The organism is Hymenobacter sp., from assembly GCF_036387835.1.
Taxonomy (GTDB): domain Bacteria; phylum Bacteroidota; class Bacteroidia; order Cytophagales; family Hymenobacteraceae; genus Hymenobacter.
Map to the genome: position 1 here is coordinate 13,563 of NZ_DASVSY010000102.1, position 23,099 is coordinate 36,661.

Sequence of the window (23,099 nt, forward strand, 5' to 3'; positions counted from 1 at the left end):
GGAGGTTGGAGTGCTTTTTAAGCTAAGCTGAAAGTCGCCGCCAGGCAGCAGAAGTACCCGAGGAAAGAGCACGGGAGCAAGCTACCAAGGCGGGTTACAGCTTTTTGATATCCTTCTTGCTTCTATCGACCACTGCGTTACTTGTATTCTTGAGCAGAACCGCCGAAGCTTTGGCATTGGTAGGCGCGCCCGTACCCTGGAAGTTGTGCACCTGCAAGCCGTTCACGTGGTCGGTTTCAATACCATGGGTCAGGAAGGCGGCCTTCGGATTCACCCATTGCAGCTTGAAATCGCTGATGGATAGCCTCTTGACGTACTGCCCCAAAAAGGCCGGTATGTCGCGGGCAAAAAGCTGGTTTTTATCCCCTAGCACGCCGCGCAAATCCACATTGCCGCCGGCTACGCTGTTGAGCTGGCTGTCCACGAAATCGAAGGTGACGTGGTTGAACGACAAGTCCTCAATCATGCTTTCTTCGGTGCCGTACACCAGAATGCCGTTTTCGCCGCGGCAATTGATATTGTCGAAGCGCACGTTCCTGATGTGGCCGAGCTTCACGTTTTCCTTGCCCCGGATAGCTGAAATATGAATCGGCTCCCCGTTGCCCCACCAGTCGCCGGTGCGCAGCTTGGTGTCGATGTTGATGTTGGTAAACGTCAGGTTTTCCAGCGAGCCTTCGTCGCGCAGAAAGATGCCGATGCCGCGGGTGGAGTTGGTGATGTTGCAGTTGCTTACGTTCACGTTGCGCACCGTATTCTGGTCGAGAAAGCCAATGCGGATGCCACTGGAATAGGACTGCAAGTGGCAGTTGCTAACTGTGATGTTCTCCGATACATGGCGCAGACCGCTGAACCCCGACATCTCGAAGTGATGGTCATATCCCACAATAGCAATGGCATCGTCGCCGGCCCGGATGTCGCAGTCGGTGATAGTGACGTTGCTGGAGCTGGTTACATCGATACCGTCGGCATTGGGAGCCAGCATGGAGGTCCAAAGTCGAATACCAGACACCAGCACGGCGTCGCAATCGGCGAAATGCATGGTCCAGAACGGTGAATGCAGGATGGATACGTTGCGTACCTGCACGTTTTTGCACTGCGCGAAAATCACCATCTGCCGGGGCCGGTCTTTGGGCACCACGGGGCCGTCGCCGATACCGCTAACTACTTTGCGGTAGTTGGTTTTCTGGCGGGTGTAGCGGGTGGTAGCGGTGTCGAGCGTCTTGGCTTTGTCCCACTCGAAAAACACCTGGTCGTTGCCGTCGATGGTACCAAGCCCGGTAATGGCTACGTTTTCCGCTTTCTCGGTATAGAGCACGCCGTAATGGTTGAGGCCGTACTGGGGTAGCGTGTAGGTGCCGTAGTCGTTGAGATTGGGGCTTCCCTTGACTACGGCACCACTTTCCAGGTGCAGATCCACGTTGCTTTTCAGCTGGAGCGTGCCCGTTATGAAGGTACCAGCCGGCACCTGCACCTGCCCGCCTCCCGCACGGCTGCAAGCATCAATAGCCCGCTGAATAGATTTGGTATTCAGGGTCCTGCCGTCGCCCACGGCGCCGTATTTGGTAACGAGGTACGTTACGGTCTGGGCATGGCCTGAGAGAGTACAAAGCAGAAGCACAGTAAGCAGCCTGGCAAGTCGGAGCATAGAAAGGAGAAGGCAGTGGAGAAGACAGGAATTCAACCGGGTTGGCGAGGAAACTGCGAAAGTATAGTAGGCACGACGTTCGTGAGCTTTTCGCCTTACGTCCACTTGAATGTGGTAGGGGTGCCGTTGAGCTGCCAGCGGGTAGGCCATTGATTGGTCAGCCAGTCCAGGGGCTCGGCCACGGGCTGGGGTTTGGCCGCGGCGGCAAAGCACTGCCGGATGAACTGCCGCTGCACTTCGCCCACGGCATCGGGCTGAGCCGACAGGAAGAGCGGCGACCCACTCTCGGCCAGCAGGTGCATCCACTGCTTGTTTAGCTCCCAGGGCACTTTCTTGGTTAAGCCCACACAGTCGCCGTCGGCGGCATAGAAGGTTTGGTGCTGGGTGAGGCGGAAGCCGAGCGTGTTTACGCCCATCTTGCGGGTCCGGTCCCACTCTTCGCCGCTGGTGTCGTCGCCAATGCGGTTCAGCTCAAACAAGCCCGCCGAAAGGTGGCTCACGGTGTTGCAGCCAATGAGGTACGCCGAACCTGCCGCTTCCCGAATGGTGCGGTATAGCCCCAGAATAATTTCGGCGGTGGTGCGAGTGTTGTCCTGAAAGCGCCAGCCGGGCGCCGTCATGGCATCCGTCATCTCGAAGCCCCAGCGCCCCAGGATGTCGTAGGTACTGAAGTCGTGCTTGATCATCTCGTAGCCCCACTGCACCTGCGTGCGAATGGTTTGCTGCACCCGCGCCAGGTTTTCTGGAATGGAGGGGTCAAGCACGGGCTTTTTGGGGTCGTTGCGGCCAGGAATCGAGGGCAGAAGCAGCGTGGCTTTGTCGGCGTGGTTGGCACAGAGCGGCCGGGTCCAGAGGCCGGGCCGCATACCCAGCCGGCGGATGTCAGCAGCTAGGCTACTCATGTCGTTGAACTTGCTGTTGGGCCGGGTGAAGTCGTCCTGCCAACAGCAGTCGTTGGGCAGCAAAGGCGAATACGCGGCCCAGCCCGCATCTATCAGCGAAAACGGCCGGTTGTCACCACTCGGGGCCAGGTCGGCCAATAGGCTGGTGTGCTTCAGAATCAGGTCAGAGGAATTGCTGCCGTAGGCAAAGTACCAATCGTTGATGCCGTATACAGGCTGCGCGGCCAAGCGGGGTTTGTCGCACAGGAGATGGCAAAAGCGGCGGGCCGTGGCAAACGTATTTTCCTTGCCCTCGTTGCGGGTGGTAACGAGCGTGGCCGCGGCCAGGGTTCGGTCGCCGAGCTGCACGCCTACTCCCCCGCTGTTTGTATCGAGGTTGAGCTGCATGGTTCCCCCGCCTACTTGCCAAAAGCAAAAGGCGGCGCATCCGGTTTTCACCCCAAAACAGGTGGTTGTGTCTTTATCGTGCAACACAAAGTACCAGGGCAGCTTGCGCGCGGCCATGGGTACCTGAAACGATACGTCGCCGTAGGTTCGCTCCCAATGGTCGCCGCACACAGTAGCAGTGGCGGGCTGCTGATAGCGCCACCGCAGTTGCACTGCGCTTAGTGCCTGCTTGGGTGCCTGCACCGCCACTTGCAGCTCGTTCTGCTGGTTGTAAGTCAGGCGCACTGTTACGTCCTGGTAAGTCCAGGTTTTCTTGTCGGTGCTAGATAGTTGGTGCAGTCCGTCACCAAGCTGCACCATCACGGTATCGGGCAAGGCTACGGAAGGCTTGCGAGGCGCCCCCACACTATCGACAGACCAAACCAGCAGGCTGCTCAAGGAGAGGCCCGTCATGTGCAAGAAGTTTCTTCTGTTCATATAGCTTGTAGCTTGGCAGATAGATAGGATTTTCTTGCTCGAACTTCTACGGCTGCTCGCCGGCCGATGGAACCTATACCACCGGCCGACGCTGCCACGACGCAACAGAGACGCTATCTGGCATTGCGCCAAAGCAAGGAAGACGATAGGCAATAAGGCCGAAAATGGAAACGGCCGGGCCGCATGCTGTTTTCTTTTCCTGCGAACTGTTTGCACTATCGTAAATAAAGCACACCGCCACGAGAAACGCTAAAAGCTTTTAGCCTTTAGCCCTACGGCCCCTGTTTTCTGCACGCAAACCCCACCCGCAGCTGACGCTACGCGTGGGGTTTCCGTTTAATCGAGAACAGCTTAGCGCTTCTCTATTCTGACAGTTTCTACTTTATCAGCCGTCTGCACCCGCACCAGATAGATACCGGGGGTCAGTTGGCTGCCTGTTACTTGCTGCTCTTCTCCTTCTCCCTGCGCTACCTGCTTGCCATACTGGTCGAGAATAACGTATTGGAAGTGGCCGGTTGCCTGAATGCGGAACGTGCCCGTCGATGGGTTCGGGTACACCGCTACGGTTTTCTCGGGTGCTATAACTGCTTCCTGCGTCTGGCCGCTGGTACGGGCAGCACTAGCGCCGGCCAGCACAATATTAGGCCGGCCCTGGGCGGCCATGCCGGTACCAAGGTAGAAGCTGGTATGCGGGGGCTGGTTGTAGGCCGAATTCTCGTGGGCCACCGCCACCCGGTACTGCGCATCGTGCATGAGCGTATAAAGGCGCGTGGTGGTCGGGATAGTGGTCGTGAACAGCAACAAGGCCGTGCTGTTGGCATTGCGATACACCATTTCCTCGCGCCAGTCGCCGAGCAAATCCGCTGTCAGGCAGGGGTTGGCTTTGGTACCGTTGATGGGCGTAGCTCCGCCCGAGTTGTAGATGGTGAACAGACGGTTGCTGGTTCCGGCGTTGGCGTCCCACTTGTTGAGCGTGGCTCCGTCCAAAATCTCGCGGCTCAGGTCGCCGTCCCACCAAATGGCGAAATTGACGCTGGGCTTCGCCGTCCCGATTTGCACACCCTTGCAGGTATACAAGCCGCCTACTGAGCCCCAGCACTCGTTGCCTTTGTAGCGAGGGTCGATGTCGGCGGTCAGGCCGCGGCCTACGTCGCCGGTGGCGGACACGCCCCACAAAGGAGTACCGGTGCGGGCATCGCGGAATTCCAGGCCAAAGCGGCCGTAGGAGCCGGGGTCTTCATGAGGCTGCCACACCTCCATGCCCGGGCGGTCGGGGTCCAGGTCGCTCATGTGCAGGGCGTCGCCGTGGCCGAGGCCGTTGGCATAGAGGCCGGTACCCGACGAGCTGATAGCGCTCGAACCGTTTATTACTTCGTCGCGGCCGTCGCCGGTTACGTCGCCCGTAGTGAGTTGGTGGTTGCCCTGGCCAACGTAGGCGCTGTTGCCCGACGAGCCACTATCGAACGTCCAGCGCCGCGTTAGCTGGCCGTTGCGCCAGTCCCACGCCACGCGCACCAGCTTTTGGTAGTAGCCCCGACCCATAATCAGGCTCGGCCGCTGACCATCAAGGTATGCCACCGTCGATACGAAACGGTCGACGCGGTTGCCGTAGCCGTCGCCCCACGAGTCTACGGTACCACGGGCGGGCAGGAAGGCGGTAGTAGCCATAGCCGCACCTGTTTGGCCATTGAAGACAGTCAGAAACTCGGGCCCGGTCAGAACGTAACCGCTCGAGCTGCGGTAGTCAGCGCTGGAGTTGCCAATGATAGTGCCCCGGCCGTCGCGGGTGCCATCGGCGGTTTTGCAGGCCATTTCAGCTTTGCCGTCACCGTCAAGGTCATACACCATAAACTGGGTGTAATGGGCACCGGCCCGGATGTTGCGCCCCAGGTCGATGCGCCACAGGCGGGTACCGTCGAGCTTGTAGGCATCCAGGTACACGTTGCCGGTGTAGCCAGCTTGCGAGTTGTCTTTGGAATTGGAGGGGTCCCATTTCACAATGATTTCGTACTGCCCGTCGCCGTCTAGGTCGCCGGTGCTGCAATCATTGGCCGAATAAGTATAGGTTTCGCCGGCAGGCGTAGTGCCGCCGGCTGGCACCTGCATCGGCATGCTGAGGTATTGCTGCGCCCAGGTGGGGGCACCTTCCGAATATTCTTGTCCCGTACCGTTCACAATGGCCCTAACTGAATAAGTGGAGTTGACCGTGTTGTTGTCGATATAGGTAGTGGAGTTGGTGATGGTATTCGTGGTAATACGCGTACCGTTGCGGTACACGTGAAAGCTGGTAGTGGCCGGATCATCGGTACCGAACAGACGCCAGCTTACGAACACTTGGCTGGAACTGATACGAACCGCGACTACGCCCCGATTGAGACGTTCCATTTGCTTTTGCGCGTAAGCACTACTGCTAGTAAGCAGCAAAACAGCAAGCAGGCATACCGCAAGTCGGCGGACGAAAGCGGACAGCAAAGGCCGCTGATAACAGGGTTGGGGCCTGATGGCCAAGGAGTAGATTGTGGTGGGCATGGGCAGACGGGTTATGTGGTTGATTTGCTGCCAAATAGCGGCGCAACCCTATGTCAGCCTTCCTGTACTCTGCTGGTAACTATTACGAATTGTTTACTTACGTTATTTAGTTAAACAATGCCGTTATATAGTTGAATTTTATTAATTGAATTTATTCTTAGCACTTGTTAATGAGTACGTATAAAATATGGTCATTGCTTGAGAATGGCACTGCCTACCAGAAGCTTATCAGACTATTAAGCTTCGTGAAACAATCTTTTTCCAACCTACTCTGGTGCAACAAATTATTATCAAGCGTTGCGCAAGCTAAACCATAAGGCATGTCAGCATATTTCTCTGGCGCCATAAACAAGCGTATTTCAGCTTATAGCAGTTTCGACAGCGGTGTAGCGACACTTTGTGTTTGGGCGTCCAGGCCAGCCGCCTAAGTCGTTCAACGCCGAGACGCGAAGTGTCGCGTTTCTACACCGCTGTCGAAACTGCTATAAAGTATGTACTATTTTAAATAGTGCTTTCCCTGGTTACCACGCAATTCTATCACTCAGATAATTACTCGGTACAATAAGATGCAGACTGTATACCCTACAATCCATTTTACTTATTCCCAAACGACAAGATCCTGTTTATGTAGTTTCTCGGCCAATGCTTTGGCTTCGTATTCCATCCATTTTTTCTGTTGCGGCAGAGATGCTACAAATTCCTTTACGGCGTAATTAACTTTAGTTATATCGAATATCGTCAAGGCAATTTCCTTGCAGCACAGCTCAGGCCAATTAACTACTTGCTCTTCCGTAAATCTTATTACAACCCACTTATTCTCGACAAAAAATCTGTTTCTATCATCATCCTTTCCTACGCAGTGCGTTGGTGTGTTAGTTCTTACATCGAAAGGCTCGTCTATTTCAATATCAATGCATAACCCTGTTTCCTGGTCCTGGTAAACGAAATCGGGATAGTAGCTGATACTATAGGCACTCCCGTGCAGCACCTGCACTTTCTTGTCTGCGTGAATAGCAGTTCCAAAGCATTCCACCAGGTACTTATGAAACATGGTGCCTGTTCCATTACCAACTTGGCGCTTGTCGTTGGGGGTTAGGTTTTCCGGTTGTTTGGTAGTGCTCAAATATTGCTGCAACAAAGCCAGTCTGTATTCCCACAGCTTACCGGCGGGAAATAGTTGTTTCAACTGCTTATCGTATTCTGCTACGCGCACTTCGTAGGCGGCCGCATAGGCGCGGGCTGCATGGTAGGTATCGAGGGCGAATCGGAAACGCACCTTTAGCAGCAAAAACGAAAGCCCTGAAAGCACCGATACCCAAACCAGGAAGGACACGCTCTGCAACAAAAGGTACAGCACCAGACACCCTCCCCCAACCCAGGAGTATATCGGTAGCAACCGGGGATTGTAGGGGTAGACCGGTGGCGCGGGCGGCTCCGGCGCTACCAAGTCGTGGGGCGGTACTGCCTGCAAAATCCAGTAAACCTCAGGATTTACAATAATTTCAGGGTAGCAATATTTCTTCGATACTCTTTCAAGTGCCATCACTGTACCTGCTAAACATGGGAAATAATTAGGGGCTGTTGGCAGGCCAGGCAAGTACAGAGCTGACCGCCTTTGCTTCACGGAGCCTGTTACCAATCAGGCTTGAGTTGAAGCAGCACTATTTTATGTTCCAAAAATACAACAATCTTCTATTAATTAAAATAGGTTTTACAGTATAATTCGCTGGACAATTAAACGAGGCATTTCCAGCCAAACCCGCTTACCAACACGCATCAAGACCCGTAATCCTCTAAATTCGCCTTTCAACCTTCACCATCTCGCCTTGTCGACTCGCTATACCTTCTTGTTCTTGTGGCTGCTACTGCTGCTCACACCCAATGTATTCGCTCAACATCGGCAGCAGCCTAGTTCGAAAAAGAGCTTTGCTCCAACCACAGCTCGCCGAGCGTCGGGTGCTTCGAAAGCTACTTCCACCGCCAAGAGCCGAACCAAGAAGGCTATACCAGTGGCGAAAAAGCTTAATCAACCGGTGCCGTTTGCCCGGCAGATGAGTAGCTCCCGCTGGGTCGATTCGGTGATGAAGACGCTCACGCCCGACCAGCGGGTGGCGCAGCTGTTCATGGTGGCCGCCTACTCCAACCGCAAGCGCATCGATGAGGACTCGATTACGACCCTGATTCAGCAGTATGGTATTGGCGGGCTAGTGGTTTTTCAGGGTGGGCCGGTGCGGCAGAGTCGCTTGCTGAACCGCTACCAAGGCCAAAGCAAAGTGCCCTTGCTGGTGGCCATGGACGCCGAATGGGGCGTGGGTATGCGCCTCGACAGCGTGCAGCGCTTTCCCTATCAGATGAGCATGGGCGGCATCCGCGACCAGCAGCTTATCTATGATATGGGCACTGAGGTGGCGGCGCAGTTTAAGCGGCTGGGTATGCACGTTAATTTTGCGCCGGTGGTCGACGTCAATAACAACGCGGCCAACCCGGTCATTGGCTTCCGCAGCTGGGGCGAAGACCGCCAGAGCGTGACCGATAAAAGCTACCTCTACATGAAAGGCATGCAGGACGCCAACATTCTGGCCGTAGCCAAACACTTCCCCGGTCACGGCGACACCGACACCGACTCGCACCTGGCCCTGCCCCTGCTCCGCATCGACCGGAAGCGGATTGATACGCTGGAGCTGTTTCCGTTTCGGGACCTGATGCGGCGCGGCCTCGGCGGCATAATGGTGGCCCACCTCAACATCCCGGCGCTCGACACCACGGGCATGCCTTCTACCCTTTCCAAAACCATTACTACGGGTCTGCTAAAGCAGAAAATGGGTTTTGAAGGCGTCATCTTCACCGATGCTATGAACATGAAGGGCGTCATCAGCAAGTACCCGCCCGGCGACGCCGACGTGCGCGCCCTGCTGGCCGGCAACGACGTGCTGGAATTCTCGAAAAACATTCCGCTGGCCCTGAAAATGGTGCGTGCCGCCGTTGACAGCGGCCAAATCAGCCAGGCCGACCTCGATGCCCGCTGCCGCAAGGTGCTGGCTCTAAAAGAATGGGCGGGCCTCAACAAGTACAAGCCCATAGCGCTGAAAAACCTAGTGGCCGATCTGAACACGCCGCACGCCCAATACCTGAGCCAGCGCCTTACCGAGCTGAGCGTAACGGTGCTCCGCAACCATCAACACCTGCTGCCCCTGCAACGCCTCGATACGCTGCAACTGGCAACGCTTACTATCGGCATGAAGGACACCACCGATTTCCAGCGCATGGTGGCCGATTATGCACCGGTGCGCCACTACTGGATGTCGGCCTCGCCGACTCTGGACGAGCTAACCAAGATGCGCGAGACGTTGAAAGCATACAACGTGGTGCTGGTGGGCATGAACAACCTGGGCCGCTTGCCAGCCACCAACTTCGGGGTGACGGCCGAAGCCAACGTGCTGCTGCGCGAGCTAGGCAGCCCCGGCCAGAAAATAGTGGTATCGGTATTCGGCTCGGCTTACGCGGTGGCTAAAATCCGGGACCTGGACCGCGCCGACGCCGTGGTGCTGGCTTATCAGGAAAGCAAAAACGCGCAGGACGTAACGGCCGAGGTGATTTTTGGCGGCATCTCGGCTACCGGCAAGCTGCCCGTGACGGTGTCGGACCGGTACGGCTACGGGGCGGGACTAACCACGCAGGGCGGCATGCGGCTGCGCTACAGCTTCCCCGAGGCGGTGGGCATGAACAACAACCTGGAAGCCCGCGTGGATTCCATCATGAACGGGGCACTAGCCGCCCGGGCTTTCCCCGGGGCCGAGGTGCTGATTGCGCGGCGCGGCACGGTGGTACTGCGCAAAAGCTACGGCACCCATACCTTCGCTGATGCACCTTCGCAAGGCGGCCGACCGAGCCGCGCCGTCCGCAACACCGACCTCTACGACCTAGCGTCCGTGACCAAAGTATCGGCGGCGCTGCCGGCCCTGATGAAGCTGCAAGACCAGGGCAAGTTCAACCCCGATATGACGTTGGGCCAGCTCTTCCCCGAGTTCGTGGGTTCCAACAAGCAAGACCTGAAGCTGCGCGACGTGCTTACGCACCAGGCCCGGCTGAAAGCCTGGATTCCGTTCTGGAAAGACTACACCAAGCCGCGCGGCCTCTTCAACGCCCTGTTTGGCAACCGGCCCGATGCCAAAGAGGTATCCTTTACCCAACCCTCAGAACTCAGCCGACGCTTCTTCCGCCCCGACTCTTCGGCCCGCTTCCCGCTGCGCGCCGCCACAGGCTTGTGGGCCCGCAAGGATTTTCCGGCGCGCATCACTAAAGCCATTGCCGAGTCGCCACTGAACGAGAAGCCGGGCTACGTGTACTCGGATTTGTCGTTTATTATGTACCCGCGGTTTGTGCAAGCGGCTTCGGGCAAGCCACTGGCGCAGTTTGTCAACGACGAGCTTTACAAGCCACTAGGCGCTACCACGCTCGGCTACAACCCCACGCGCCGTTTCCCCCTCAGCCGCATCACGCCCACCGAATACGATTCGCTGTTCCGCCACCAGCTGCTGCAAGGCACCGTTGACGATGAAGGCGCGGCGCTGCTCGGTGGTTTCTCGGGCCACGCCGGCCTCTTCGGCAACGCCAACGACCTGGCCAAAATCGTGCAGCTTTACGCCTGGAACGGCAAGTATGGCGGTCAGCAATTGCTCAAGCCCGAAACTCTGGCCGAGTACACCCGCTGCCAGTTCTGCCCCGACAACCGCCGTGCCCTCGGCTTCGACAGGCCCGCTGCTAATCCGGCTGTGAATTCGGCCAAAAGCGCCTCGCCGCTGAGCTATGGCCATACAGGCTTTACGGGCACCTACTTTTGGGTTGACCCGAAAGAAGAAATTTTGTGTGTTGTGCTCACCAACCGCGTAAACCCCACGCGCCGTAACAATAAGATTTCCAGCCTGAACGTGCGAACCAACGTGCTACAGGTGGCGCTGGAGAGCGTGCGGCCGGTGCAAAAGTTGAAAGTGAAAACGCCGGTGGAGCAGTAGATCTGCTCGCCTGTCGTTGTTCCTAGAACTTAAAGGGCAGGAATACTACGCTTGCGCTCTGAAGCCTCAGTTGTTAAAGCAATTGGGGCTTCACTGTTTATAAATAATTAAGTTGGTAAGAAAGCGACATCTGTAAGTACAGATGCCCCGAACCACTGCGTGAAATAATAACTTGGATTTGTTGTAGCTCATCCGCTACATTTAAGCATCAATTCTTTACCCCAAAGGATTGTTTTTATAAAGAGGCGTGGAGAGACAGGCTCGACGAAACGCCGGCAACCCCTAGCAAGTAGCTGGAACGGTGCCAACTCCTGACCATATAAAAACAAGTTGCCGTGGCCGCTTCCTTCTTCTCCCCTGCCCTATCCGCCCACTTCGTTGCAAACCTGCGATTGTGTTGTTGCGTGGCGTGCCCGGCCGGGAGTGGTTGTTGAAGAACTCCTCTTTATCAGTTTCCACTAAACCAGTTGCCACCTGAGCGGCAACTATTACTGCTGTTGGCTTTCCGGGCCCTTGTGTGCGCGTGCTGCTGCGGCACCCTCTTCTGCTTCTGAGTTGGTTTACATCTGTGCTACGTCTGCTTTTGCAGAAGGAAGCAGTGCTGTAGACTTCGCCGGAGAGTCAGACTATTGAAATGCAGCAAAACAGCCCTCGAGCCGTGCTCAGAAAGCCTACCCTATACTTTTCCTCTTTTTCCAATTTCAATTTTCTTTTTGCATGAGCAACCAGTTGCAAGTACTTACCCGTGAGCAAGCGCCGGAAGGAGCCAAAGCCACTTTTGATGGATTACACGGCAAACTAGGCTTCGTGCCCAACCTGTACGCCATCTTCGCCCACTCGCCAGCGGCCCTGAATGGCTCTATCGGTTTTGGCACGGCGCTAAGCAAAGGCGAGCTAAACGGGCGCGAAATCGAAACGATTTACTTGGCCGCCTCCGAAGCCAATGCGTGTGACTACTGCGTGGCGGCCCACACAACCGTAGGCAAACTGCAGGGCCTGACCGAGGAAGAAACCGTTGCCGTGCGCACCGCCAGCAGTTCCGACACCCGCCTCAACGCCGTGGCCGCGCTTACATTCGACATCGTCGGCAACAACGGCCACCCTTCCCAAGCTAGCCTCGACCAGTTTTTTGCCGCCGGCTACAGCAAAGCCGCCTTGGTGGAGGTGATTGGCGTGATAGCCCTGAACACCTTCAACAACTACGTGCAGCACATTGCCCAAGTGCCCATCGACTGGCCCGCCGCCCAACCTCTGCCCGCTTAACCAGTAGTTGCCGGTTGCCGGCTCAAACAATCTGGCAACCGGCAACTCGCAACTGACAACTCATCTACCTACTCCAAAACCAATAGCCACTATGAGCCAGATTCTAGACGAAGTTCTCGCCGCCAACCAGCAGTATCAGGCCGATTTTGGCGAAAAAGGCGCTTTGGCGCTGCCACCCGCCCGGCATTTTGCCATCCTTACCTGCATGGATGCCCGCCTCGACCCGGCCAAGTATGCCGGGCTGGCAGAAGGCGACGCCCACGTGATTCGCAACGCCGGCGGCCGCGCCAGCGACGATGCCATCCGGTCCCTGGTGATTTCCTACAAGCTGCTCGGCACCAAAGAGTTCTTCGTGATTCACCACACCGACTGCGGCATGCAGTACTTCACCGACGACATCATGCGTGACCTGCTGGCCAATAGCCTGGAAACCGCCACCGTGGATGAAGCCGGCTGGCACGATATCGGGCAGGGCCCCGGCTCGGTGGAGGCGCAACATATAGCCTTTTTAACCTTCAAAAACCTGGAGCAAAGTGTGGTTGATGATGTGCAACGCATTCGGCAGCACCCATTGGTACCCGCTACTATTCCCGTCTACGGCTATATCTACGATGTAAAAAGCGGCCAACTGATTGAGGTACCCGCCGCCACCATAATAGGGCAAGTTCAAAGCTAGGGCACAACAATAGCTCGTTGAACCAGCGTACTGCCTTTAAGATGGCCTTACAACAAGAAGCCGCCGTTGTTACCAGCGGCGGCTTCTTATGTTGTAGGATAGTGGTCGTCTTGCTGCGTCGATCTTAGTCAGCAGGCTTTCCAGACGGCCTTACTTGGTGGCTAGCAGTTGAGCCGTTGGGTGCTGCTGCTCTTGTAGCAGCCAGTTCATGCACTCGCCCTCAGTGGTACACAGACTCAGGCGGAACGACTCACCGATTAACGCTGGATCGAGTTTTTTCCCGTTCACCTCAAAGTCTTTGCGCAAATCCGGCGACATGAAGTACCCCACGCATACGGGCGACCTTAGTTCGGCGGTCAGCTTAGGATAATAGCTGTTTTGGAGCCAATCCAGCGTTTCGGGGGCGCTACTTTGACAGCGCCTGATGTCAATCAGCCAGTGGTGGGCATTCTGCTTTTGGGCAGCAGCCAACAAGTCTTCGTAACCACGACGGGCTTCTGTTGGAGTTACTGGGCGGAGCCAGCGGCTTACCAGAATCTGCGTATCGTAATTGTAATTGATAGTTAAAAAGTCGGAAGCAATAAGGTCGATATACATCGGGCGGAGAGCGGGTAAATATTCTATTGCTCAACTTTTACGAAGCTAGCTGAACAATGGTCGAATTTTATCTTATATAGTTATAAAAAATTAAATAAATACAAATCTCTGTACCACGAAGTAGACTGCAACCCTAACCTTCCTGTCTACTTCTTACCTCCAGCTGAGTTGGCCTCGATGCGGTGTAGAAACTCTTATTTATACAGTATCCGCCAGAATTCGGGGATGCTGTTCAGGCAAGTTTCGTTGCCATCAATAGCTACTATCTAAGCTAAGGCTACAATTCGGGAATAGCGGACACAGGCAAAGCGGCGGATGGTAGCAGGGCTTCTAACCCGCTCAAACCGAGGCTGGTAATAATAGTGGTCTGCTACTTCATGACAATGAACAGGTAACAGCCACGATTAGAAACGTTTCAACGACTCTCCGGCAAGGCAGACGCAACAGCTTCTACCAGTAGTAAGCCGGCGCTTTCTGGTGGGCTTGCGGAGCCTGTCTTGTTGCAAGCGCTGATTTTTTGGTAGCTTGTTCGGCATCTATCCCACCATTCCCACACCGTTCTATGCTAGGTCTGATGATGAACGAGCCCCTGCGCATTGCGGGGCTGCTGGAGTACGCCGCCAAGTGGCACGCCGACACTGAAATTGTGTCCCGGATGCCGGAAGGCCTGCTGCACCGCTACACCTACGCCGACCTGGGCCGCCGCAGCCGGCAGTTAGCCAACGCGTTGGGGGCGCTTGGCATTCGGAAGGGCGACCGAATAGCTACGCTGGCCTGGAACACTTACCGCCATCTGGAGCTGTATTATGGGGTTTCGGGCATGGGGGCGGTTTGCCATACTGTTAATCCGAGGCTGTTTTTCGAGCAGCTGGTGTACATCATCAACCACGCCGAAGACCAGTTGCTGTTCTTTGATTTAACCTTCCTGCCGCTGGTTGAGAAACTGGCCCCGCACTGCCCCACCGTGAAAAGCTGGGTGCTGCTAACCGACCGGGCCCACATGCCTGACAGCAGCTTCCCGCTTGCTTTGCATTGCTACGAAGACCTGGTGGCCGCGCAAGCCGCCGATTACGAGTGGCCGGTATTCGACGAAAACACCGCCTCCTCGCTCTGCTACACCTCCGGCACCACCGACCAGCCTAAGGGCGTGCTTTACTCGCACCGCTCCACGCTGCTGCACTCCTACGCGGCCTCCCTGCCCGACTGCTTCAACTGCTCGGCCCGCGACGTGGTATTGCCCGTCGTGCCTATGTTCCACGTCAATGCCTGGGGTATTCCGTACGCCGCCCCGCTCAACGGCTGCAAGCTGGTGCTGCCCGGCCCCGGCCTCGACGCTGCCAGCCTGTACGAGTTGTATGAGTTAGAAGGCGTCACGTTTACGGCGGGCGTACCAACCATCTGGTTTGGGCTGCTGACGTTTATGCGCGAGAAAAAGCTGCAATTCACCACCCTCAAGCGCATGATAGTAGGTGGAGCTTCGTGCCCGCCGGCGCTGCTTAAGGCCTTTGATGAAGAGTTGGGCGTGGAAATCCGGCACGCTTGGGGTATGAGCGAAACCTCGCCGCTCGGCACCGTTTGTACGCTCAAAACCAAACACCTTTCACTCAGCGAAGACGAGCAATTCGCCATTCAGACCAAGCAAGGCCGCTCGGTTTTTGGCATCGACATGAAGATAGTGGACGACGAAGGCATAGAACTACCCACCGACGGCGTCGCCTTCGGCGACTTGCTGGTGCGCGGGCCGTTCGTGGTAGCCGAGTATTTCCGCGCCAACCATCCCGGCGAGCTAACCAAATCCGGCTGGTTCCGCACCGGCGACGTAGCCACCATCGACCCCGACGGCTTCATGCAAATCACCGACCGCTCGAAGGACGTAATCAAGTCGGGCGGCGAGTGGATTTCGAGCATCGAGCTGGAAAACCTGGCCGTCGCGCACCCGCAGGTAGCGGAAGCCGCCGTGATTGGCGTGCCGCATCCCAAATGGAGCGAGCGGCCGCTGCTGGTCGTGGTCCGCAAGCCCGATGCCACGGTTAGCAAAGAGGAACTGCTGGCTTTCTACGAGGGCAAAGTAGCCACTTGGTGGAAGCCCGACGCCGTGGAGTTTGTGGATCAGCTACCGCACACGGCCACGGGCAAGCTGTTGAAAACCAAGCTCCGGCAAGATTTTGCGGGCTACACGTTTGAGTGAGGCAGCAAAAGCTTCTCAAACCAAAGGCCGTCCTGCTGAGCTTGCGCTTGGCAGGACGGCCTTTGGTTTATTGGTTGGATGTGTTAGACAGAACAGAGTGGCGTAAACCCTCTTATGGTCTTACAGGCGGTTGGCTTGCGGGTGGCTGACTTGCAGGCGGCTGAGTTGCGGGCTGTTGCGACTTCATTTTCTCGCCGATAACCTGCTGCAACTCCGGCAGGTGTTCCTGCACGCGCTTCTGCCCGATTTCCATGCCGGCCATCATCAGCTGCGGCATTTTCTGGACAGTTTTGCGGCCGGTCGGCGTTTGATAGAACTTGGTTAGCTCCTTAAGCTCCTTTTCGGTGAACTCCTGCGCGTAAAGCGCCGTCATGTCGTCTTTGATGGCTGCCCAGCCCATGTACTTGGTGATGAAAGCGCGCATTTCGGGCTCCACCGGCTTCATTTCGGGGCGTTGCGAGAGTTGCGCCTGCAACATCTGGCTCGTCATTTCACTGGTATTTTTCTCGCTCCCCATTACGGTGAGCAGCTCTTCAGCGGCTTTGCGGTGGCTAGCCGAAACCGGCGCGGCGGTGGCAGTAGCAGCAGGAGTTGTTGATTGGGCATTCGCTATTGGGGCCGCCAGCAAGAGACTGGCCGCCAGTATCCACAGTTTTTTCATCTCCCCGAATACGGATATTCCGGTAATTGGATCGGTACGCCGTTCAGTTCTTCATCAAACCTTGATGATAATCTGCTTCTTATACATCACCCACAAAATACTCAGCCAGATCAGCACGCACACAATAGCACCGGCCAGCGAGGCATTGATGGAACTGAAATACGGGGTGAAAAAAGTGGTGTAAAGCCAGGTTTTGAGCGGCACATCAGCCGCCGTTACCTTGATGAGGTTAAGCGACTTGGCCACAATAGCCGACAGGAAAAACACGGTAATAGCATTGACGCCGTACACCAGCGCGGGCGTGGTGAAGCGGCGGTAGCCTTGCACATCCGTCAGCCAGTAGAGGCCCGCCAGCGTAGCCATGGCCAAGCCGCCCGCATACAGCACGAACGAGCTAGTCCAGAGGGCTTTGTTGATGGGAAACCAGCCGTTCCAGACCAGGCCTAGCATAACCGCCGCGGCGCCCGCCACAAACAGCCACGCCACGCGGGTGGCGGGGTCTACATCGTTGCGCCGCAGCCATTGGCCCGTCAGCATCCCGAGCAAGCCCGTACCCACGGCCGGTAAGGTACCGAGCAGCCCTTCCGGGTCCCAAGTGCGGCTGCTCGACCAAAGGTGCTTCTCGGTGAAAACCAGCCGATCCAGCCACGCCCCCAGGTTGGTGCTGGCCTCCAGGTTGGCCGGTCCGAAGCCGGGCACCGGCACTACCTGCATGAGCACATTGTAGAAAATCAAACAGAAAGCCAGCAGCCCAATTTGCTGCCGCTGGGTGGTTTTCAGAAACAGCACCCCACAGATCAAAAACACCCATGAAATACGCGCCAGCACCCCTGGAATCCGCACCGTCTCGAAATCGAACTTCGGAAAGAGCGCCGAAAACAGCCCCAATCCAAACAGAATAGCCGAGCGCTTGAGAATCCGGACCATCGTGCGCCCGTGGGTTTCGGGCTGCCGTCGCGCCCCGTCCAGCGCATACACGATACTCACCCCCACAATAAAGAGGAAGAACGGAAAGATCAGGTCAGTGGGCGTGCAGCCGTGCCAGGGCGCGTGCTCCAGCGGCGCATAAATGTGGCCCCAGTCGCCCGGGTTGTTCACCAGTATCATGGCCGCCACGGTAATGCCGCGGAACACGTCGAGCGAGATAAGCCGCGCCGGCTGCGATGCTTCAACCAACGGCTGAGCGTGCGTGGTTTCGAGAGCAGCTTGGGTGGTAGTTTGCATGAAACAAGTTTTATTTTTCGCTGGCTTCTACGGCAATGAAAGCACTAAAAAATCAGCGTAATCACGATTAATCAGCGTAAATCAGCAATTAAAATTGCCACCGTACAAACGCCTCGATGCCCTCGTATTCGGGCAGGCCGAGCTGGTCGTAGATGCGGGCGGTGGTGCGGTTGCGCTCTTCAGCGCGCTGCCAGAACTCGCGCTGGTCGGCACCGGGAAACAGGGGCCGGTCTTTCTGGCTTTGGTGCTTGAAGATGGCGCGGCGCTTGCGGGTGAGTTCCTCGGGGCTTAGCGGCACGGCCATTTCTATCCGGTCGATGTCCCACTCCTGCCAGGCGCCGCGGTAGAGCCACACCCAGCAGTCGTCGAGCCACGCCGTACCCGACTCTTTCAGGCGCTGGATGGCTTGCATGATGGCGGCCAAACACACGCGGTGCGTACCGTGCGGGTCGGAAAGGTCGCCGGCGGCATAAATCTGCTGAGGCTGAATGCGGTTAAGCAGCTCCATGGTGAGGCGGATATCCTCGTCGCCGAGCGGCTTTTTGCGTACCCGGCCAGTTTCGTAGAAAGGCAGCTCCTGGAAGTGGGCCCGGTTCTGCGGCACCCCCACGTAGCGGCAGGCACTTTTGGCCTCCCCGCGCCGGATGAGGCCTTTTATCTGCTGCACTTCGTCGGAGTCCACTTGGCCGGGCTCTTTGTTTTCCAGGAAACCCACGACGCGTTGGTATAGGGTTTCGGCCGGCTGATCATCGAAACGGAACGCCTCGTCGTAATCGGCCACGAACTCGGCAAACCGGATGGCTTCGTCATCGAACACGGCAATGTTGCCGGAGGTCTGGTACGCCACGTGCACCTCGTGGCCCTGGTCGACCAAGCGGATCAGGGTGCCGCCCATGGAAATAACGTCGTCGTCGGGGTGCGGGCTGAACACGAGCACGCGCTTGGGAAAGGGGGCGGCGCGCTCGGGGCGGTGGGTGTCGTCGGCATGGGGCTTGCCGCCGGGCCAGCCGGTGATGGTGTGTTGCAGCTCGTTGAACACCCGGATGTTGATGCGGTAGGCCGGACCCGATTCGGCGAGCAGGCCGGAGAGGCCGTTTTCGTTGTAGTCTTCGTCGGTGAGCTTGAGAATGGGCTTTTCCAGGCGCCGGGCCAGCCAGGTCAGGGCTTTGCGCACCAGGGCCTCGTCTTGCCAATTGCAGGGCACGTTGGCCAGCCAGGGCGTTTTTTGGGGGCTCAGCTCGGCGGCGGCGGCCTCATCGAGCACAGCTTGCACGGCGGGGTGATGCTGCAAGTAAGTGGCGGGCACGGTGTCGGTGGGCTCGCCTTCCACCATGCGCTTCACCACGGCGGCCTTGCCTTCGCCCCAAGCCAGCAGCACAATGTTGCGGGCTTCCAGAATGGTACCTACGCCCATGGTCAGGGCCCGGCGCGGCACGTTTTCTTCGCCGTAGAAGTCGGAGGCGGCATCGGTGCGGGTGATGTGGTCGAGGGTGATGAGGCGGGTGCGCGAGTCGGAGCCGGAGCCGGGCTCGTTGAAACCGATGTGGCCGGTGCGCCCGATGCCGAGCAGCTGCCAATCGATGCCGCCCGCGTCCCGGATTTGCTGCTCGTAGCGGCGGCAATAGTCGGCTACCTGCTCGATGGGCACCGTGCCGTCGGGAATGTGTACGTTTTCGGGCTTGATGTCGATGTGGTCAAACAAGTACTCGCGCATGAAGCGCACGTAGCTCTGCAACGAGTCGGGCGGCATGGGATAATACTCGTCGAGGTTGAAGCTCACTACGTTCTGAAAGCTCAGGCCTTCCTCGCGGTGCAGGCGCACCAGTTCCTCGTACACCCGCGTCGGCGACGAGCCGGTGGCCAGGCCGAGCACGGCGGGCCGGCCCTCGGCGGCCCGCTGCCGAATGAAGCTGGCTAATTCGCGGGCCACCGTGGCGGAGGCCAGCTCGGAATCAGGAAATGCTCGGACCGGTACGCGGGTAGTGGCAGCAACGTTGAACATAAAAGGGAGCGGCTAAAGTGAGGGGGTAAGCTGAAGCTTTTCAGGTAGGATTCAAAGTTGAAAAATTACTAAATTAAGTGCCATATATAGTTGGTTAAACATAATCAGCTTCCTAGTTTAGGCTTTGTTTTTTCCTCTTAGCTGGCTTCAGAACCTTGCTTTAAGGTTGTTAGCGCCCCGGCGCGGCCGGTTACTTCAGCTTTTGCCTGATGCTCGTCACTTGGTTTTGTTGTCCAGCGCCTGCTCCAGAGTCCATCCTATTCCGGCCGGCATTCGCTTGCGCTTAGCAGCTGAATGCCGGCCGACTGCTTTTTTACGCCTTCCTTTTTCCTAGCTCACCTTCTTTCCGCTCTCTATGAACAAACTCTACTGGCTAGCGCCAACGCTTGGTATGGTGGCAGCCCTACCTGGTCATGCGCAGCAAAACCTGCGCACTATTACCGGGGTCGTGACGGCGGCCACCGACCGGAGCCCCCTGCCGGGCGTGACGGTGCTGGTGAAGGGCACTACCACCGGCACCAGCACCGGCGCCGACGGCCGCTACACCATCCAGGCGGCGCCGGGTAGCACGCTCACCTTCAGCTTCATCGGCTACACCACCCTGGAGCGCGCCGTTGGCGAAGAAACCAGTCTTGATATCGGCTTGAAGGAAAATACCACGGAGTTGAAAGACGTGGTGGTAACTGGCTACAACATCGGACAGGAACGGCGCGATATTGTGACGGCGGTGCAGGAAGTGAAGGCCAAAGACATCATCGACTCGCGCCAAAACAACGTCGTGAATGCCTTGCAGGGCAAAGTAGCGGGCGTGAACATCACGTCGTCGGGTGGGTCGCCGGGCGAGGGTACATCCATCGTGATTCGGGGTGGTACTTCGCTCGACGGCGACAACCAACCGCTGTTTATCATCGACGGTATCATTATGGATAACTCGTCGTTCCAGGAGAGCACCGCACCAGGTGGCGGGTCACAGTTCAACGGCCAGCTGGGCCGCTCAGTGGGCACACCCAACCGCGCTGGTGACATCAACCCTGAAGATATTGCCAGCATTACGGTGCTGAAAGGCCCGGCCGCGGCGGCGCTCTACGGACTACGGGCCGCCAACGGAGCCGTGGTTATCACCACCAAAAAAGGTACGGCGGGCCGCACGACGCTTAGCTACCGCACTCAGTTTTCGGTGGATGAGGTGAACCGGCTCCCGAAGCTGCAGAAACTATACGGGCAAGGCACCGGCGGCGTGTACGATGCCACCACGCGCAACTCCTGGGGGTCGCCGTTTCAGGCTGGCCAACCGGTATACGACAACTTGGAAAACTTTTTCCAGAAGGGTTACGCCTATCAGCACTTCCTGAACATGTCGGGCGGCACGGAGAAGGCGACGTTCTTCGTCTCGGCTTCCCGGCTCGACCAGTCGGGCGTAACGCCTAAAAACAAGTACGACAAAACGACGGTCCGCCTCTCGGGCACCGCCCAGATTTCACCGAAAGTAAGCGTGACGGCCTCGGCCCAATACCTGAACTCGGGCGGGCGGCGCACCTTGCAAGGGCCCGGCCTCATCTCGACGGCCGGCGCTCTTTCATCGGGCGGCTTCTTGCTGAGCTTGCTGAACTGGCCCCAAAACGACGACGCCCGCAACTTCCTTAATCCGGACGGCACCCGGCGGCGCTTGCTGGCACCCAACAATGGCACCGACGTTGATGCCGACAACCCGTACTGGTCGGCCCAGTTCAACCCGCAAACCGACCGCACCAACCGCTTTATCGGGAACACGCAGCTAAGCTACCAGCCCTTCACCTTCCTGACCCTGAGCCACAATATTGGCACTGACCTGGCCAGTTCTCATTCCACCTCGGTGCGGGCGGTGGGCACCTCGCAGGCTGGCAACCAGAACGGCGGCATCGCCGAAACTGTGGATTTGAATCGGTTGCTGACAGCTACCACGCTGGCTTCCTTCAACCACACCTTCAACGAGAAATTCCGCGGCACGCTGGTACTCGGCAACACCATTGAGCAGAGCCGCGACGAAGCGGTGGATTATGTGGGTCTGATTTTCCAGAACCCAACCTTCATCAGCATCAACAACACGGTGAATCGCAACGCCTTGCAGCGCCTGCAGGTACGCCGCCTCATCGGCAATTTCGCCCGTTTGAGCGCGTCGTTGTATGATCAGGTAACGGTGGAGCTACAGGGCCGCTACGACCAGTCGTCGACGCTGCCCCGTCCCGACGAAGGCAAGGTCTTCGGCAAGGGTTTCGGGTACGGCTCAGCCGCCCTGGGCTACGAATTTACCCGCACCCTGGGCCTGGAGCAGAACAAGTTTCTTAACTACGGCAAGCTGCGGGCGTCGGTGGCGGAAGTGGGCCGCGACACTGGTCCGTACCGTGTAGAGTCGCCGCTGACCACCAACTCCTACATTGGCGGCGGCTTCCGCAACGACTTTTTCGGCTCGAACCCGATTCTGAAGCCCGAGCGCACCCGTTCCTACGAAGCAGGCATCAACTTGCAATTCCTGCAAAACCGTTTGGGCCTCGACTTCAACTACTACTTCTCCCGCACCAAAGACCAGCTGATTGCGCCCCGCGTAAGCCAGGCTACCGGTTTCATTCTGCAGTACATCAACGGGGGCGTGGTAACCAACGAAGGCCAGGAAATAACCTTGAACGGTACGCCCATCAAGGACGCCGGGGGCTTTACCTGGGATATTCTGGCCAACTTCTACCACAACACCAACCGCACCGAGTCGCTGCCGTACCCGCTGACCGTGGTGTTCCAGTCCGACGCCTTTATCACGAACGTGCACCAGGGTGGGGCTTTTGTAGGCCGACCCATCACCGGGATTGGCGCCTATGATTTTCAGCGGGTAACCGATCCAAACAGCCCGGAATTCGGCAAAATGCTGATCAGCCCTACGACGGGCTATCCTATTCCGGGCACCACGTTCACCTACGCCGGCAACCGGGCGCCGCGCTTTACCACCCAGCTCACCAACACGTTCACGTACAAAGCGCTTTCCCTGAGCTTCCTGCTGGATTTCCGGGTGGGTGGCAAGGTGATCAATGGGAATGACTTGTATTCGACTGTCACCGGTACTAGTGCCCGCACCGCCAACCGCGGCAAGCAGGTGCTATTTGAGGGGGTAATTGCCAATGCCGACGGCACCTACACGCCGAACGCACGCACCGTTGAACTCACTCAAAACTACTATCAGAACATTCTGAGTGGAGTGGGCACTCCTTATATCGAGGACGGTTCCTGGTCGCGGCTGCGCTACGTGACGCTTAGCTACTCCCTGCCTACTTCGCTGCTCAGCCGAACCACGTTCCTGAAGGCCATTGAGTTGAACGTAACCGGCCGCAACCTGGTGCTGCTCACCAACTACAGCGGCGCCGACCCCGAAACGGCGGCGGCTGGCTCCGGGGTACGCGGCGGCGGCTCCAACGGCTTCGACTACGGCAACGTGCCCGCCACGCGGGGCGTGGACATGGGGTTGCGGGTCACTTTTTAAATTGTTAAATGGCTGGTCGTTCTAACAACAG

13 protein-coding genes and 1 riboswitch are annotated in these 23,099 nt (G+C 57.4%); of the genes, 5 read left to right on the plus strand and 8 right to left on the minus strand.

Features of this window, described 5'->3' with window-relative positions:
- Positions 1-94 precede the first annotated feature (94 nt).
- The 4 genes from VF639_RS19485 to VF639_RS19500 form a co-directional block, all read right to left on the minus strand.
- Positions 95-1,645, minus strand: a complete 1,551-nt coding sequence (locus VF639_RS19485) for a glycoside hydrolase family 28 protein (protein WP_331147612.1) — start codon at positions 1,643-1,645, stop codon at positions 95-97.
- Positions 1,646-1,740: 95 nt separating this feature from the next.
- Positions 1,741-3,411, minus strand: a complete 1,671-nt coding sequence (locus VF639_RS19490) for an alpha-amylase family protein (protein ID WP_331147613.1) — start codon at positions 3,409-3,411, stop codon at positions 1,741-1,743.
- 351 nt (positions 3,412-3,762) lie between these two features.
- Entirely contained in the window at positions 3,763-5,940 is a 2,178-nt protein-coding gene (locus VF639_RS19495; RefSeq protein ID WP_331147614.1) for a rhamnogalacturonan lyase family protein, read from the minus strand.
- Between the two features lie 598 nt (positions 5,941-6,538).
- Positions 6,539-7,486, minus strand: a complete 948-nt coding sequence (locus VF639_RS19500) for a hypothetical protein (protein WP_331147615.1) — start codon at positions 7,484-7,486, stop codon at positions 6,539-6,541.
- Between the two features lie 280 nt (positions 7,487-7,766).
- Between VF639_RS19500 and VF639_RS19505 the strand changes: the two genes are divergently transcribed.
- The 3 genes from VF639_RS19505 (at position 7,767) to VF639_RS19515 (ending at position 12,891) form a co-directional block, all read left to right on the plus strand.
- Complete coding sequence (locus VF639_RS19505; protein WP_331147616.1) at positions 7,767-10,952, plus strand: serine hydrolase domain-containing protein; 3,186 nt, start codon at positions 7,767-7,769, stop codon at positions 10,950-10,952.
- 232 nt (positions 10,953-11,184) lie between these two features.
- Positions 11,185-11,278, plus strand: a riboswitch (SAM riboswitch).
- A gap of 391 nt (positions 11,279-11,669) precedes the next feature.
- The gene (locus tag VF639_RS19510) at positions 11,670-12,215 is read left to right on the plus strand and encodes a carboxymuconolactone decarboxylase family protein (protein ID WP_331147617.1); all 546 of its coding nucleotides are present in this window, start codon (positions 11,670-11,672) and stop codon (positions 12,213-12,215) included.
- Positions 12,216-12,306: 91 nt separating this feature from the next.
- Positions 12,307-12,891, plus strand: coding sequence for a beta-class carbonic anhydrase (locus VF639_RS19515; RefSeq protein ID WP_331147618.1), 585 nt, complete (start codon positions 12,307-12,309; stop codon positions 12,889-12,891).
- A gap of 150 nt (positions 12,892-13,041) precedes the next feature.
- On the opposite strand, the gene VF639_RS19520 is transcribed toward VF639_RS19515, so the two are convergent.
- Entirely contained in the window at positions 13,042-13,488 is a 447-nt protein-coding gene (locus VF639_RS19520) for a hypothetical protein (protein WP_331147619.1), read from the minus strand.
- A gap of 562 nt (positions 13,489-14,050) precedes the next feature.
- Between VF639_RS19520 and VF639_RS19525 the strand changes: the two genes are divergently transcribed.
- Complete coding sequence (locus tag VF639_RS19525) at positions 14,051-15,676, plus strand: 3-(methylthio)propionyl-CoA ligase (protein ID WP_331147620.1); 1,626 nt, start codon at positions 14,051-14,053, stop codon at positions 15,674-15,676.
- 112 nt (positions 15,677-15,788) lie between these two features.
- On the opposite strand, the gene VF639_RS19530 is transcribed toward VF639_RS19525, so the two are convergent.
- From VF639_RS19530 to nagB, 3 genes are all read right to left on the minus strand, one after another.
- Positions 15,789-16,337 carry a DUF2059 domain-containing protein gene (locus VF639_RS19530; RefSeq protein ID WP_331147621.1) on the minus strand — a complete coding sequence of 183 codons (549 nt, stop codon included), beginning with the start codon at positions 16,335-16,337 and terminating at the stop codon, positions 15,789-15,791.
- Positions 16,338-16,391: 54 nt separating this feature from the next.
- A complete protein-coding gene (locus VF639_RS19535; RefSeq protein ID WP_331147622.1) occupies positions 16,392-17,561 on the minus strand; it encodes an acyltransferase family protein in 1,170 nt (389 codons plus the stop codon).
- An 88-nt stretch (positions 17,562-17,649) separates the two neighbouring features.
- Positions 17,650-19,563, minus strand: coding sequence for a glucosamine-6-phosphate deaminase (gene nagB, locus VF639_RS19540; RefSeq protein ID WP_331147623.1), 1,914 nt, complete (start codon positions 19,561-19,563; stop codon positions 17,650-17,652).
- Between the two features lie 355 nt (positions 19,564-19,918).
- On the opposite strand from nagB, the gene VF639_RS19545 reads away from it, so the two are divergent.
- The gene (locus VF639_RS19545; RefSeq protein ID WP_331147624.1) at positions 19,919-23,068 is read left to right on the plus strand and encodes a SusC/RagA family TonB-linked outer membrane protein; all 3,150 of its coding nucleotides are present in this window, start codon (positions 19,919-19,921) and stop codon (positions 23,066-23,068) included.
- Positions 23,069-23,099: the final 31 nt, after the last annotated feature.